We start from the raw sequence: 15,594 nt of genomic DNA on the forward strand, positions 1-15,594 counted from the left end.
TACTCTTAAATTATGAACCGCGATATTACCGTAATTTGACAGAATTTGTGGAAAAAAAGTGAATGGCAGGGTGCTTTTTTGCTCAACCTAACATTTCGCGGGATAGGTGAGTGTAGTGCGATTTATTTCAGATATAAAAAAGCCCCGCACATTGGCGAGGCTAATATTATTTACTGTCTATTGAGCGTGAGCTTATAGAGACTCAGTAAATGTACGTGCGATTACGTCAGCTTGTTGCTCTGCAGTTAGAGAGTTAAAGCGAACAGCGTAACCAGATACACGGATTGTTAGCTGAGGGTATTTCTCAGGGTGCTTAACTGCGTCTTCAAGAGTTTCGCGGTTAAGAACGTTAACGTTAAGGTGTTGACCACCTTCAATGCCAGCTTCGTGGTGGAAGTAACCATCCATTAGGCCTGCAAGGTTAGCACGTTGGCTGTCTTGTTCTTTACCTAGTGCGTTTGGCACGATAGAGAACGTGTAAGAGATACCATCTTGTGCGTCAGCAAACGGTAGTTTACCTACAGACGTTAGTGAAGCTACAGCGCCTTTCTCATCACGACCGTGCATTGGGTTTGCACCAGGAGCGAAAGGAGCGCCAGCACGACGACCGTCTGGAGTGTTACCTGTTTTCTTACCGTAAACCACGTTAGACGTGATAGTAAGAACTGACTGTGTAGGGATAGAGTTACGGTAAGTCTTAAGCTTACGGATCTTGTTCATGAACGTAGAAACTAGTTCACAAGCAATATCATCTACACGAGAGTCGTTATTACCGTATTTAGGGTAATCGCCTTCAATTTCGAAGTCAGTTGCAATGCCATCTTCGTCGCGGATTGGTTTAACAGTCGCGAACTTGATTGCAGACAGTGAGTCAGCTGCAACAGATAGACCAGCAATACCACAAGCCATTGTACGACGAACGTCACGGTCATGAAGAGCCATTAGAGACGCTTCGTAGCTGTACTTGTCGTGCATGTAGTGAATGCTGTTTAGTGCAGTCACGTATTGCTTAGCTAGCCAGTCCATGAAGTGATCTAGACGGTCCATTACTTTATCGTAATCAAGAACAGCGTCAGTCATTGGAGCTTCTTTAGGACCAACTTGCATCTTAAGTTTTTCGTCCACACCGCCGTTGATTGCGTAAAGCATTGTTTTCGCAAGGTTAGCACGAGCACCGAAGAACTGCATTTGCTTACCAACGATCATTGGAGATACACAACAAGCGATAGCGTAATCATCAGACTCAAGGTCAGGACGCATTAGGTCATCATTTTCGTACTGGATAGAAGAAGTATCGATAGATACCTTCGCACAGAAACGTTTGAAGCCGTCAGGTAGTTGCTCAGACCAAAGAACAGTGATGTTTGGCTCTGGAGAAGGACCCATAGTGTATAGAGAGTTTAGGAAACGGAAGTTCGAACGCGTTACTAGCGTACGACCGTCGATACCCATACCACCCATAGACTCTGTTGCCCAGATTGGATCGCCAGAGAACAGCTCATCGTACTCAGGAGTACGTAGGAAACGAACCATACGCAGTTTCATTACGAAGTGGTCGATCATTTCTTGTGCTTGTTCTTCAGTGATCTTGCCAGCAGCGATATCACGCTCGATGTAGATGTCTAGGAAAGTCGAAGTACGACCTAGAGACATTGCAGCACCGTTTTGAGATTTAACAGCAGCTAGGTAGCCGAAGTAAGTCCACTGGATAGCTTCTTGAGCTGTTTGAGCTGGCTCAGAGATATCGAAACCGTATTTCTCAGCCATTTGCTTGATTTGACCTAGAGCACGATGTTGCTCAGAGATCTCTTCACGCAGTTGCATTGTTTCTGCTAGGTTTTCACCGTTTTCGAATTGCTCTTGAAGAGAAGCAAATTGAGCTTGCTTGTCTTTCATTAGGAAATCAATACCGTAAAGTGCAACACGACGGTAGTCACCAATGATACGACCACGGCCGTAAGCATCAGGAAGACCAGTCAGAACACCAGACTTACGACATTTTAGGATATCAGGAGTGTAGATATCGAAAACGCCAGCATTGTGTGTTTTGCGGTATTCTGAGTAGATTTTTGAAACCATTGGGTCAAGAGTTTCACCGTATGCTTTACAAGAACCTTCAACCATACGTACACCACCGTTAGGGATGATTGCACGTTTTAGTGGCTTCTCAGTTTGTAGACCAACGATAGTCTCAAGATCTTTCTCAATGTAACCTGCATCGTGAGCAGTAATGGTAGAGATAACAGAAGTATCGAAATCTACAGGTGCTTTAGTTGCGTTTTCCTGTTTGATACCTTCCATTACCGAAGACCAAAGCTTGTTAGTTGCTTCAGTACCCTCAGAAACTAGGAAAGACTCGTCGCCTTCATACGGCGTGTAGTTCTTTTGAATGAAATCACGAACGTTTACTTCGCTTTGCCACTCACCTGCAGCAAAATCTTCCCAAGCTTTAGCAAATTGCTCTGCCATGACATACCTACCTTTTTAGTAGAAAAAATACGTACATTAACACTGTTGAGCCAGCGCCCCTCGTAAGGGTAGTACACTCTTATTAATAACAATATATATGAGCATATAAGCATCATATGGTTATATATATTGTCACTACCTTTTATATGTTGTCTTTACTCTATGTATTCAAGACTACGCTAAAAAATTTCTGCAAACCTTAAACTAAATCAATAAATGCCAAAAAAAGTTGAAAAAATTTGAGTGGCAGGGGTTGCCACCCAAACTTTTTTTTAATCCTAATACTACTTTTGTGTAGTAAGGACTATTATAGCCAAGCTTTTAGACCATACTGACCTTCTAGCATACCAACTGCAAGCATTGCCACTAGACAGATAACTAAAACGCCAACAGGGATAACAATCTTATCTACAAATGATAGACGCTTTGCACGCTCTTTATCACCAATTAGACCATTATTATCAAGAAGCATAGTTAGTGCCCATGCTAATACTGGGTTAACAACCGCTGAACCAAAGATACAGATACCAGCCGCTTGAGAATCTTTTGAATCCTTAACCATTTGCATACCTGCTTCAAGTAGAGGTAGAGATACACCTACAAGTAGCGCAACACGCATCACTGGTGGCCATACTGCTACGTCCATCGGGAAACCAAGAATCGCAACAATAATACATAGAGAACCAAGCAAGATTGCGCCGCCAGGAATTGGACGTTTCGCGATTGCTGCTGGGATCATGTAAGTACCCCAAGAAGATGTGATGTTACCACCACCAACTGCAGTACCTACCATTTGACGAACAGAACACATAGTCATTGTGTCATCAACATCCATCAGAACTTTTTCAGAGCGTTTAGGGTAGTTCAGTTCTTGGAAGATACGGTGACCTAGGAAGTCAGGAGACCACATTGCTACAGCAAGGATTGCAAATGGTAGAGATGCGATGAAGTGTTCAACGTTTGGCAAGCCAAGCATCCAACCTTCAGAAGTAGAACCCCACCAGTAAACTGGGTTTAGGTTTGGAATACCCATTTCAGTTTCGAATACGATGTCGAAACCAGCACCTAGAACTAATGCAATAGCAAGGCCTGTGAATGCACAAACAGGGATAGCTAACCAACGCTTGTTCACTTTTGCTAAGAAAGCGTAGATAGCAATAGTAATAGCAAGAACGATTAAACCAACGTAACCCATGCTGCCCGCTTCAACGGTAGAAGATTGAAGACCAACCGCCCACTCTTGAATTGAGTTGATTTGGCTCATGGTACCGGTTAAGCCTAAGAATATGAGCAAGCCACCTGCTGTACCTTCAGAAGTTAGGTTAACAAGTTTAGATCCGCCTTTTAGGAAACTTAGGATGAGACCGAACACACCGATCAGGATGGCCAATGCAAGAGGGTGAGCACCAGCGAGAGCGATGGTACCGATAAGAGGGATCATTGGGCCGTGGTTGCCGGCAAGGTTTGCTTTAGGGTTAAAGAAACCAGAAGCAAGGATACAAAACAGTAGTGCAGGAATAAGCATTTCTACACGAGCGACTTCAATTGCGAAGTCTTTACCTAGGTTTACGTGATCCCAAGCTTGAGTTAGGCCATCAGCCCACGACATCATTACTGCAGAGTACATCGCAATGATACCAATAGTACCAGCAAGTGCAGGAACAAGATCTTCAAGTTCAAAGCGGAAGTCACGACCTGGAAGGTTTAAACCGAAGCGGCGAGGCTTCATGATTTGAAGTTCGTGATCTAGATAATCTGAGCGGCTCTCAAATTCAGAAGCAGGACGGTGTAGCTCTTTATAGCTTTTCTCTTCTACTTCAGAGTTCGCATTATTGACAACGTCTGACATAGATTCCTCATATTTTTTGTTAGTAATTCTAAAATTGAATTCTATAAGTTCGCGTAATTGCGTAATTGCGTTATTTCTTAGTTATAACTCATTAACATTATGTTGCACGGTTTTGCTGTGCTTTATGCAGCTAAGTTAAAAGAAATGTTTGGCATTTTTAATGCCTTATTCTTTGCTGAGGAGTCTAACAAGCTTACCCTTTAGGGTGATTGATCTTGATCACTTTATGAGTATATGTGAAAGAAAGCTACAAAACGCAGCGATTCATTAACTTCCCATTGATGAATCGTGTAATTAGTTTTCACAAATTGACGTTTACCTATCTTCTTCGAGCCTTTGTCGTCATGGCTCGAGTTCAATACTCAATTCTTACTGAGTTATTTCACTATTACTTGCTTCCCAACTGTTCCGAGTAAAATACTCACAATGTAATAACCTTAAAATAATTGTGTCTTATGGTGAGGTTGGTGTGCTGAATGCATGCGCTATATTTTGTCGACAGTAATGTTTATAAGTTCACAAAACGTGTTTTTCTTGTGAGACATCCAGCTACGAGAATCTCATTTTGATTAACTTTATTTAAACAATGCAAGGGGTGTAATTACAGCTTATTGATAGAACCCATTCATTAAATTGAGGCGAAAACGCTACCTTTTGCATAATAAGTCAGAGTGAATCGCTATTTATTCCAAATTATTAGGTTAATAATTTGTTGCATGTTATTCCGTGTGGTGCTAGTTTGTATCGCATGAAAAGGTCGGAGTACCTTGCATTTTCACAAACTTGGGAGAGAAAGCGCATGAAAGATGTACCAGCGCTGGACATAAAGGATCTACACAAAACGTTTGGTCAAAATGAAGTTTTAAAGGGAATTTCACTTTCTGCGCATAAAGGCGATGTAGTATCGATTATCGGATCTTCAGGGTCGGGTAAGAGTACTTTCCTTAGATGTATCAATCTTTTAGAGACACCTACTGCAGGCGAGATTTGGGTTAATGGCGAATTAATTCAAATGAAAAACAACCGCCAAGGTGTTTCTGTTCCTGCCAATGAAAAACAAGTACAGCGAATCCGCTCTCGTCTGGCGATGGTTTTTCAGGGTTTCAATCTGTGGTCTCACCTGACCGTTCTTGAAAATGTTATCGAAGCGCCTGTTCACGTCTTAGGTGTACCTAAAGCACAAGCGATTGAAAATGCAGAGCTACTACTGAAGAAAGTCGGCCTGTATGAGCGTAAAGATTACTACCCGGGTCATTTGTCTGGCGGCCAACAACAGCGTGCTGCTATTGCGCGAGCGCTAGCGGTTGATCCTGAAGTTATGTTGTTTGATGAACCTACATCAGCATTAGACCCTGAGTTAGTAGGCGAAGTGCTTGGCGTAATGCGCGATCTAGCAGAAGAGGGCAGAACCATGCTCGTGGTAACGCACGAAATGGCTTTTGCTCGTGACGTATCTAACCATGTGATGTTCTTGCATCAGGGGTTAGTGGAAGAACAGGGCGATCCAGCTAAACTGTTTACGGAACCTGAATCTGAGCGTTTACAACAATTTATCTCATCGATTTACTAATCAGAATTGAAATGCCGTTGCCAAGGTAAACAGCGACGGTGTGAACAATAAAACACAACAAGTAAGTTAATAAGTAGCAACAAACACAATATTAAAACTAGCAAAACATAAAAACCTAAATCACAGGAGTAGGGATATGAAAAAGTGGTTATTAGTCGCGGCACTTGCTGCAACTGCTGCAACGGGCGTAGCTCAAGCAAAAGAATGGAAAACAGTACGTTTCGGTATTGAAGGTGCTTACCCTCCATTTAGCTGGACAGAAGCTGACGGTTCACTGAAAGGCTTCGATGTCGATATGGCTAACGCGCTTTGTACTGAAATGCAGGTGCAGTGTAAGATCGTTGCACAAGATTGGGATGGTATTATTCCTTCTCTACTTGCTCGTAAATATGATGCGATCATCGCGGCAATGTCTATCACGGAAGAGCGTAAGAAAAAGATCGACTTCACTGGTAAATACGCACTTATCCCAAACAACTTCATCGCTAAGAAAGGTGCAGACCTTAACTTTGATGACCTAAGTGGTAAAAAGATCGCCGTTCAACGTGCAACAACGCACGATAAGTACCTAACAGACAACTACGGTGACACTGTAGAAATCGTTCGTTACGGTTCATTCGATGAAGCTTACCTTGATCTAGCTAACGGTCGTGTTGCTGCTGTACTGGGCGATGCATCTGCTCTAGAAGAAGGCGTACTAAACAAAGCTGGTGGTGAAGACTACGAGTTTGTTGGTCCATCACTAACAGATCCTAAGTGGTTCGGTGAAGGTTTTGGTATTGCTCTACGTAAGCAAGACAAAGATCTGACTAAGCAATTAGATGCTGCAATCCTTTCACTACGTGAAAAAGGCATCTACCAAGAGATCGCTGCTAAATACTTCAACTACGACGTATACGGTGAGTAATCTCTAGCATCACTTCTTAAGGGAGAGGTTCTCCTCTCCCTGTCTTACCAACTTTTTCGCAGTTCTGTTGGAATCCATTATGTTTGATTTACAAGGATATGAAGCGTCGATCCTGAAAGGGGCGGTGCTCACAATCGAAGTTGCCTTGCTGTCGCTAATTTTAGCTATGGTTCTTGGTATGCTAGGTGCCTTAGCAAAACTCGCGCCTTATCGCTGGGCTCGTGCTATTGCAACCCTCTACACAACCGTCATTCGAGGCATTCCAGATCTCGTACTGATGATGTTGATTTTCTTTGGTGGACAAATCCTTTTAAACAACAGTTTGTATTCCATCAACGAGTGGCTCAACGAGTGGTTTGCATCCAGTGATCCTAACCACGAATGGACCGCTTACTTACCTGATTATATTGATGTCAGCCCATTTGTTGCTGGTGTCTTAACCATAGGCTTTATTTTCGGTGCCTATATGGCAGAAACGTTCCGTGGTGCCATCATGGCTGTCGACAGCGGTGAAATGGAAGCGGCAAAAGCTTATGGTATGAGCCCTGTAAAGGCGTTTCACCGCATACTGCTACCGCAGATGATTCGTCACGCATTACCGGGTTTTGGGAATAACTGGCTGGTATTACTTAAAACCACTGCGCTGGTTTCGATTATTGGCCTAGAAGACATGGTACGTGTTAGTGCACTGGCGGCGGGTTCAACCAAAATGCCATTCACTTTCTACATGACTGTGGCGATTATCTTCTTATTCTTCACCAGTGTTTCAACGGGCTTACTTAAGCTGGTTGAACGTAAATTCAGTATCCACGCGAGGTAGTTATGGACTTTTCATTGATAATTGAAAGCCTGCCGATTTACCTTGGTGGTTTATGGACAACGGCTTGGATGGTTTGCGTTGCTTTGATCATTGGCTTATTCGTCGCCATACCACTAGCTATCGCTCGTAACAGTCCAAATATGCTGATTAATGCTCCGGCTTGGTCATTCATCTATTTCTTCCGTGGTACGCCATTACTGGTTCAGCTGTACCTGATTTACTACGGTATGGACCAATTCTTCCCAGTGAAAGACACATTATGGGAAAACGCGTGGTTCTGTGCTTTGGTGGCATTCATTCTTAACACGTCAGCTTATACTGCTGAGATCATTCGCGGTGCGATTAATGGCTTACCGAAAGGTGAAGTGGAAGCAGCAAAAGCTTACGGCATGAGCACACCTAAGACTTACCGTCGTATCATCTTACCAAGTGCTCTACGTCGTGCATTACCGGCTTACAGTAACGAAGTTATCTTCATGCTTCACGGCTCTGCGGTAGCTGGTATCGTAACCATTATGGATCTAACCGGTGCAGCTCGTTTGGTTAACTCTCGTTACTATGCCCCATTCGAGTCTTTCCTAACGGCAGGTCTGTTTTACATGGGGTTGACGTTTATCATCATTGCGATTTTCAAATTCGCAGAGAAGCGTTTCCTTGCTTATCTAAGACCCCTTAGCTAATTGCACGGTATTCACACAGTTAACAAAACGGCGCTCATTGAGCGCCGTTCTTATTTAGGGTTTGTATAGGAATTAGTTGAGTAGCTCTTTGAAGCAAAAAGGACTTATTACACAAGCAATAAGTCCTTTAACTTTGTTTCTAATTTACTAGTTCAAAAAGCAATTAAACTTCATTAACGCCAATGAAATCACCATCAAAGGATGCATCAGTGTAGATGATGACTTCTTTGCCTCCTTTGGTGAAGCTATAAGCGGTAATCGTTTCAGTTCCATCGAGTCCAAGTTTATCTTGCATATCTTGGTCTAGCGTCACTGATGTTGCGGTTTGGTATTGGAATCCTTGAAGATGACTTGCGTCGATATCTTCAATTCCTAAAGCAAAGAATTCAGCAACTTGGTCGTCGTTCTTTGCTCTATTACCATCAAGGTCATGGTTTTGATTGAAGGTTTTACCTAGAGAAATAGTCAGTTTGTCATTAGCTGAGTCTCCCCCTATGACTGCTTCAAACCCATTGATGTTTGACCCCTTCGACATGTCGATATCGACACCACCAGGGTCATTGGCGACCAGTACATCGAACCCTTTACCACCATGAATTAGAGTATCCTCTGCATCAAAGGCTACTGTATCGTTGCCTTTACCAGCACGGATTTCGTCTGCACCACCACCACCAATGATGATGTCATCGCCTTTACCGCCTTTGATATGGTCGATTCCGTCTCCGCCATCAAGCCAATCATCGCCTTTACCACCAAACAATTGCTCTGGTTGGTCGTCGATTTCAACGGTGGTTACCACATCATCGAAGTCACCATCACCGCCAGGGTTGTCATTCCAGAACTGATTTCCGAGTTCTGTACCCGGATTGAAGTTGTTAATGCCGCTAACATCTAAGGTAAGGTTGCCGTTACTACCGACTAAATCTTGTACGCCCAGCAAGAAGGGGTGGTCACTATTGTTAGAGCTGGTCGCTTGTTGAGTGTTTAAGTCAATTGCGATACTTTCGCCTGAGACGAAACCGTCATTCCCGCCATCTGGGATAATGAAGAACCCGAGCGTATCAACGCAATCATCACAGTGCCCCAAATCGAGACTAAAGCTGTTGCCAGCTTCAGAGTTTGGAAGGTGATCTTTCACATTCCCCCAAATGACTTCAGCGTTTACATTGCCTTCACTGTCTTTTGTGAAGTAACCAAACGAATTTTCGAAGCCCGCTTCGGTGCCTTCCATAGTGACGTCAATAGTCCCTCTGAAGCTACTTACATCGTAGTAACCCGTCTCAGGATCGAGTTCAGGTATGCCACCTTTGGCGTTGTCACCACCAAGAATGACATCGTCCCCACGACCACCGCGCAATATATCGGTTCCGTCACCCGTTAGGCCATCGGTGGTAACAGAAGTGACGTAGTAGTCACTTGAATCGGCATTAGCGTTTCCGTTTTTGTCAAATGCAGGACCAACGGCAGTAAACTGAAGTTCATCAAAGGCTTTAAAGCCAGTGTCATCAGGACCGATGTTTAGATAACCGTTGTTGTTATTGCCATCCGCTAAATCGCTCGCAATGAAATCGCCCTCAGCGACCAGAATACCTTCCCGATATGCTGCCCAATGGCCTGCCTCATCTACGCCATTGTCGCCTTCATTTAAGTAGAGGTTGGAAATGCCGACTTTAGCAATCATTGTATGTTCGTCTAAGCTGACGGAAAACATCTCTGATGCACCTTCACCGGTAACGCCGTCGTAGCTGAAGCCAATTTGAGCAAGCACGCCAGCCTCTGCTGCGCCATCTACCCCATAACCTGTACCGCCAGAGCTTGCATTACCTGTATCAACGGTGCCGACAGAACCATCAGCGTTGTAGGCGGTTGAATTTGCTGATAGGTCGACGGATGTCGTTGGATCTGCTAATTCAAACTCGCCGGTTCCTTCGTTAAACGACAGCGCTTCAAAGTTATCGCCGATAATTACGTCATTCCCTTTACCGCCTCGAATCAAATCGTTCCCAGCAGCGCCTTCATTTGCAGCGTCTGGTCCGTTATCACCAATGAGCACATCGTTATGCAGTACTTGCTTCAATGACACATTGTCAATCAGAGCCCCAAAGGTATCTTCTGCACCGTCGGCAATAAAATTGAGTGAGTAATTTCCTGAAGAGAGATCGACATCTTCGCTAAACAGATCCCAATCATCATCTACGCCGTCAATGTCTTGGAAAGACTTTTCGAATACAACGTCGGTGCCTGCCATTATTTGAACTGTGAAAGGAGCAGTGGTGCTATCGCCTCCTTTATTACGAAAAGCGTAGGAAAAATCGAGTTGATATATACCGTCGTCATCGACCGTAAATGTTTGGGAGACGGTTGAATTTGAATTCGCGCCATGCGAGTCTAATTCTAGGAAGTGACCACTGGCGATATCAGTCCCGTAACCATCAGCTGGGACACCGCCATGCAGTTGTTCTTGAATCTCGATACTGCCAAACTCGGCGTTCCATGCACCGGCGCTTGGCGCTGTTCCCCACGTATTGCCAAGGTCAAAAGCTTCAAAGTCACCATCGCTGATTAGGTTTTCGCCAAATTCTGCACCAGCGCCTCTGTCACCATAAATAATGTCATTGTTCGCACCGCCTTCAACGTAATCATCACCGGCACCTGCAACCACAATGTCGTCAACACACTCTTCTCCTAGCGCTTCTAAATCTTTATCGCGTGCCGCGCTTAAATCGCGGTTAACGCCGGCTTCATCACCAGCATTGAGCGAATGATTCCAAGCTTCAACCACATCGTTTCCGGCTCCAGCTTTAATTGTGTCCGATCCACGTCCAGCAGCGATAAAGTCATCGCCGCTGCCGGCATGCACAATGTCGTCGCCTTTACCGGCTCGTACTTCGAGGTTATCGCCGCTGAGGTTAGAAAGGTCATTGTTGACATCTCTAGATTCTGGGGTGGGGAGGTTAGGACCATCTACTAGTATATTGGTATCATTGCTACCATTACTTTTCAGTCCTGCTGCTGTATTGGTTACTTCTGCCATCGTTTTTTCCTCACATATCATTCGATACATAGAGGCAGCCCAGCCATCTCGCTTCATCCTTGAGATCTGCGGCTTTCCGTCCTCACCTCACGATGAGTTTGGCTTTTTCTTCTCGCGCTTGGTTAAATTTCTCTCATTGCCTTATAGGCGCTCACAGAGAGTGGATTGAGTAGATACTCGAGCGGTGTTTGTTGCTCAAGTAAAATCATCACTTCTGCGGGCATGCCCGGATACAATGAGATGTTTTCTAATGCTTCTAGCTCAGACTTATCTAACGATACTCTCGCTAAGTAAGCAGAAGATCCTGTGGCTTGATCACTAATGCGGTCAGCCGAAATATGGACTAACTTTCCACGAATCGGTGGTGTTTTACGGAAACTGTATGCGGTCAGTCTTACTTGGGTATCCAACCCAATTCGTAAGGCTTCAATGTCTTCTGGCTTGACTAACGCTTCTACAATCAACTCGTCATTTTGCGGAACCAATTCCATTAAGGTTTCACCGGGTGGAACAATGGCATTTTCGGAGACCACATTAAGTCCAACCACCACACCACTTTGAGGTGCTCTTATTTCAACCCGGGTAAGAATATCTTGAGCATTGACCATAGCTTCTCTGGTTTCATTCAGCTTTCGTTCTAAATCTTGTATCTCTTCGCCGAGCGTTTTGGCGTAAGTATAATCCGCGTTGATCAGCTCTAATTTCGCTTCGGCGATGGTGCGCTTGGCGTGTCCGATTCTAGCTTTGAGGTCAGCAACGTTACCTTGTAATTGAGAGCGTTCTCGCTGTAAATCCAATAAGCGAGATTTGGATGTGTTACCGGAAACAAGCAAATCTTGGTGCATTTGTACCTGTTCTTCTAAATACTTCAGGCTTCGATTTCCGGCTAAGAATCGTTGTTGGAAGCCTTGCAGATCAAGTTTTGATTGCTCGACTTTTTGCTGTAACACATCGGATTCACCGGATTTTAACGATTGTCTTTTGCTGAAAAGTTTACTCTGCGTATCAAGTAAGCTTGATACGTTTGGGTCACTCATAAGGGAGAGTAATCTCATATCAAATTGAATTTCTTGATGACTCGCTAACTCTGATTGTAAGCGGTTCAGCCGCGCTAAATCACTTTGCCACTGAGCTCTTAGCCTTAGAAGCGATGCTTGAGCTTGTGTGTGACTTAACGTGATGAGCAGTTCGTCTTTTTGAACATGGTCGCCGTCAGAAACATGGACGATTTCTACAATCCCGCCTTCTAAGTGCTGAATGGGTTTTCGCTTTGATTCTACGATAATCACGCCTGGCGCAATGGCAGCAGAAGAAAGCGGGGCTAGGTATGCCCAAGCAGCAAAGCCACCAAGAGTAGTCACAAGAACTAACCAGATGAACACCTGTATTTTGAATGTAGAAAAGATCAGTTTTCTACCATCGTCGAAGTGAATACCTTTATCGTCATGATGAATACTAGCCATTCGACACCTCCGAGGAAGCGACATTGAAGAGCGACCGAACCACTTTACTCGCTTCGCCTGCTTGTGTTATCTGGCCGTTTTTCAATTCAACAACCCAATCGACATGTCTGAGTAAGCTTGGGTTATGCGTTACCATCACGACAGAAATGGATTTCTCTTTCGCCAATTGTAATAGCGAAACAAGAAACTCTTCGCCTTCTTTGTCGAGATGGGAATCAGGCTCATCAAGCACGAGTAGCTTAGGTGAGAAAACCAATGCTCTTGCGATGGCAAGTTTCTGGGCTTGTCCACCAGATAACTGATGACCAAAAGAACCTATAATCGTTTCATATCCATTCGGTAAGGCGACAACAGCGTCATGCACACCGGCTTGAATAGCGGATCTGACGATTTGGCTATCCGTAACGTTGGAATCAAATCGGGCGATATTTTGTTTGACAGTGCCATGCAAAAAGTCGATGTGCTGAGGAACATAACCGACGGTGTGTTTGAACTGATTCTGATTCCACAACTCGACATTGAGTCCATCGATAGAAATGCCACCTTTTGAGGGTGATATGCCGTTAGTGATCATTTTGCAGATGGAAGACTTGCCTGACCCGCTAGGGCCTATCAATGCAACTCGGTTTCCAGATTCCAGTCTTAGCTTCAAACCATTAAGAGTCGGCTTGTTAAGGTTTTCAGAGGCGAACCATGTGACGTTGTCGATGACCAGATCACCTTTAATGGTTTCTAACTCGGTTCGCTCGGTATGTTTAGTATGAGAAGCAAATTCCTTAGCTAAGCGTTTGTTTGCATCCAAACCAGTTTTCCATGCTTGAATACCACTAGAGAGCATCTCAATTGGCTGAAGTGCTCTCGCCATTAGGATCGATCCCGCAATCATTCCACCAGCAGACATGGCATTTTGAATGACTAGACTTGCTCCGACAGCCATGATGATGAGTTGAAGGACCATACGTATGTAACGAGAAAATGCACTCAGTGAGCAGGTGGATTGATCTAAATGGCTTCGAGACCAGCTCTTTTCCGCCAATATTTCTTGGTAGGTCTGACTTAGACCTTGTTGTTGATGTTGGCTAAAAATCGTGGCGTGTTTTTGAAAGCACTCGTCGTTTTTTCTTTGTGTTGCGAGCTGGCTTAAATAAGTGGTCTTAAAGTGCTTAGATTTAACCCAATGAGAAAGTAATGTTGTCATGAGAATAAAAACAACGGCACCCACACCGACTAACCCTATATATGGATGAATCGCAAACATAATGATAAGAAACAGGGGAGTGAACGGCAGATCAAACATGACAAAGTAGGCTGGAGAAGAGAGTAGGCTCTTTACCTCGCTGATATCATTGAACAGATGCTTTTCTTTTGATTTCGATGAGAAGGAGGTTTGCTCAAAGAGCTGCTGAGACGCGATAAATTCAAATTTGATCGCTTTCTTTTGTGCATACTTGGCTCTAGACGCGTCAAGGAACGCTTGGGCTGTAAGTAGGAACACAGCAATGAAAGCCAAGAATAGAAGCGTATCTAAACTTTGGCTTGAGAGGACTCGATCAAACACTTGAAGGCTGAATAAGGGAACGACTAACATCAATACGCTGATCGCTCCGCTGACCACCATCATCGGAAGTAAACTACGCAGATTAATTGGATTTATACCGGCCCAAGGCTTTGCGTCCATACAAAACTCTCTCCATTGGTTGTCCAAATAGTATAGATGGGCAGAGGCGAGAATGTGAACTATCTCAAGCTTTTTGAGTGGATTTGAGCTAAGTAAAAAAAATGCACAAGCTAAACAAAAGCTTGTGCATTTTTGATTTGAAATTTAATTTGGATTTTATTTAAACGTTGACCAAATCGGAGCGTGATCTGACGGTTTTTCAATGCCGCGTAGCTCGTAATCGATGCCAGCTTCAGTACACTTATCAGCAAGCTTTTGAGTCGCTAGGACTACATCAATACGCAGGCCGCGGTTGTCTACGAAGCCTTTTGAGCGGTAATCAAACCACGAGTATTGATCATTCACTTCAGGGTGCAGCAAGCGGAAGCTGTCTACAAAGCCCCAATCCATCAATGTTTTCAACCATTCGCGCTCTTCTGGTTGGAAAGAACATTTACCAGTTTTTAACCAACGTTTCGCATTAGGTTCACCAATGCCGATGTCTGCGTCGATAGGGCTGATATTAATGTCGCCCATCACTATCACTTGCTCATCTTTGTTGTGATAATCGTTTAAGTAAGTCATTAAGTCTTTATAGAACTGGCGTTTGTACGGGTATTTTGTTTCATGCTTGATGTTATCCCCTTGAGGGAAGTAGCCATTTAGCACGGTAACCTTTTCACCATTTTCATCTTCAAACGTCGCCATGATCATGCGTTTTTGATGGTCTTCATTATCTGTTGGGAAACCCTTCTGCACAGAGATAGGCTCTTGCTTACACAACATTGCCACACCGTAGTGGGCTTTTTGACCGTGGAAGTAAACCTTATAGCCCATTGCTTCAACATCAGCAATTGGGAAGGCTTCATCGTGCACTTTTATCTCTTGCAGACCAATCACGTCGGGTTGGTGTTTGTCGATAATAGCTTGCAGTTGGTGAAGGCGGGCTCTAAGACCGTTGATGTTGAAGCTAATTACTTTCATTTGTTTTTATACCTCTCGTAAACCTTTGTCACTACTTGTTTTTAAAGGTTTTTGATTTGGTGGATTTCATGGTTCATCGTATTTAACCATGCTTAATAATTTCTGTCGCCACTTTGTAGAGACAAAATGGCGACATTAAATGATGTGAATACTTACAGTTA

Annotated in this window: 10 protein-coding genes and 1 riboswitch; of the genes, 4 read left to right on the forward strand and 6 right to left on the reverse strand. The window is 44.0% G+C overall.

Annotated features, from left to right (window positions below; translation table 11 throughout):
- Positions 1 to 192 precede the first annotated feature (192 nt).
- A complete protein-coding gene (pflB, locus tag AB4482_RS07865) occupies positions 193 to 2,469 on the reverse strand; it encodes a formate C-acetyltransferase (RefSeq protein WP_372180768.1) in 2,277 nt (758 codons plus the stop codon).
- Between the two features lie 307 nt (positions 2,470 to 2,776).
- Positions 2,777 to 4,318: a DUF3360 family protein gene (locus tag AB4482_RS07870; protein WP_372051810.1), complete on the reverse strand. Its 1,542-nt coding sequence runs from the start codon at positions 4,316 to 4,318 to the stop codon at positions 2,777 to 2,779.
- Positions 4,319 to 5,117: 799 nt separating this feature from the next.
- On the opposite strand from AB4482_RS07870, the gene AB4482_RS07875 reads away from it, so the two are divergent.
- The 4 genes from AB4482_RS07875 to AB4482_RS07890 all read left to right on the forward strand — a co-directional run bounded on the left by AB4482_RS07875 (position 5,118) and on the right by AB4482_RS07890 (position 8,295).
- Positions 5,118 to 5,888: an ABC transporter ATP-binding protein gene (locus AB4482_RS07875; RefSeq protein WP_004736532.1), complete on the forward strand. Its 771-nt coding sequence runs from the start codon at positions 5,118 to 5,120 to the stop codon at positions 5,886 to 5,888.
- A 136-nt stretch (positions 5,889 to 6,024) separates the two neighbouring features.
- The gene (locus AB4482_RS07880) at positions 6,025 to 6,795 is read left to right on the forward strand and encodes an ABC transporter substrate-binding protein (protein WP_017066930.1); all 771 of its coding nucleotides are present in this window, start codon (positions 6,025 to 6,027) and stop codon (positions 6,793 to 6,795) included.
- A gap of 79 nt (positions 6,796 to 6,874) precedes the next feature.
- Positions 6,875 to 7,615, forward strand: coding sequence for an ABC transporter permease (locus AB4482_RS07885; protein WP_017062124.1), 741 nt, complete (start codon positions 6,875 to 6,877; stop codon positions 7,613 to 7,615).
- A 2-nt stretch (positions 7,616 to 7,617) separates the two neighbouring features.
- Positions 7,618 to 8,295, forward strand: coding sequence for an ABC transporter permease (locus AB4482_RS07890; RefSeq protein WP_017063494.1), 678 nt, complete (start codon positions 7,618 to 7,620; stop codon positions 8,293 to 8,295).
- 163 nt (positions 8,296 to 8,458) lie between these two features.
- Here AB4482_RS07890 and AB4482_RS07895 read toward each other — a convergent pair whose 3' ends face one another.
- The 4 genes from AB4482_RS07895 to xthA all read right to left on the reverse strand — a co-directional run bounded on the left by AB4482_RS07895 (position 8,459) and on the right by xthA (position 15,433).
- Positions 8,459 to 11,329, reverse strand: coding sequence for a hypothetical protein (locus AB4482_RS07895; protein WP_372132069.1), 2,871 nt, complete (start codon positions 11,327 to 11,329; stop codon positions 8,459 to 8,461).
- 30 nt (positions 11,330 to 11,359) lie between these two features.
- Positions 11,360 to 11,442: riboswitch (cyclic di-GMP riboswitch) on the reverse strand.
- A 9-nt stretch (positions 11,443 to 11,451) separates the two neighbouring features.
- Positions 11,452 to 12,792, reverse strand: coding sequence for an HlyD family type I secretion periplasmic adaptor subunit (locus AB4482_RS07900; protein ID WP_017070029.1), 1,341 nt, complete (start codon positions 12,790 to 12,792; stop codon positions 11,452 to 11,454).
- Positions 12,785 to 14,470: a type I secretion system permease/ATPase gene (locus tag AB4482_RS07905; RefSeq protein ID WP_372132071.1), complete on the reverse strand. Its 1,686-nt coding sequence runs from the start codon at positions 14,468 to 14,470 to the stop codon at positions 12,785 to 12,787. The genes AB4482_RS07900 and AB4482_RS07905 overlap by 8 nt, the downstream gene beginning before the upstream one ends.
- Positions 14,471 to 14,626: 156 nt before the next feature.
- Positions 14,627 to 15,433, reverse strand: coding sequence for an exodeoxyribonuclease III (gene xthA, locus AB4482_RS07910; RefSeq protein WP_010437369.1), 807 nt, complete (start codon positions 15,431 to 15,433; stop codon positions 14,627 to 14,629).
- Positions 15,434 to 15,594 lie beyond the last annotated feature (161 nt).

The sequence above is a fragment of the Vibrio sp. 10N.222.55.C7 genome, from assembly GCF_041473335.1.
Classification (GTDB): Bacteria; Pseudomonadota; Gammaproteobacteria; order Enterobacterales; family Vibrionaceae; genus Vibrio; species Vibrio crassostreae_C.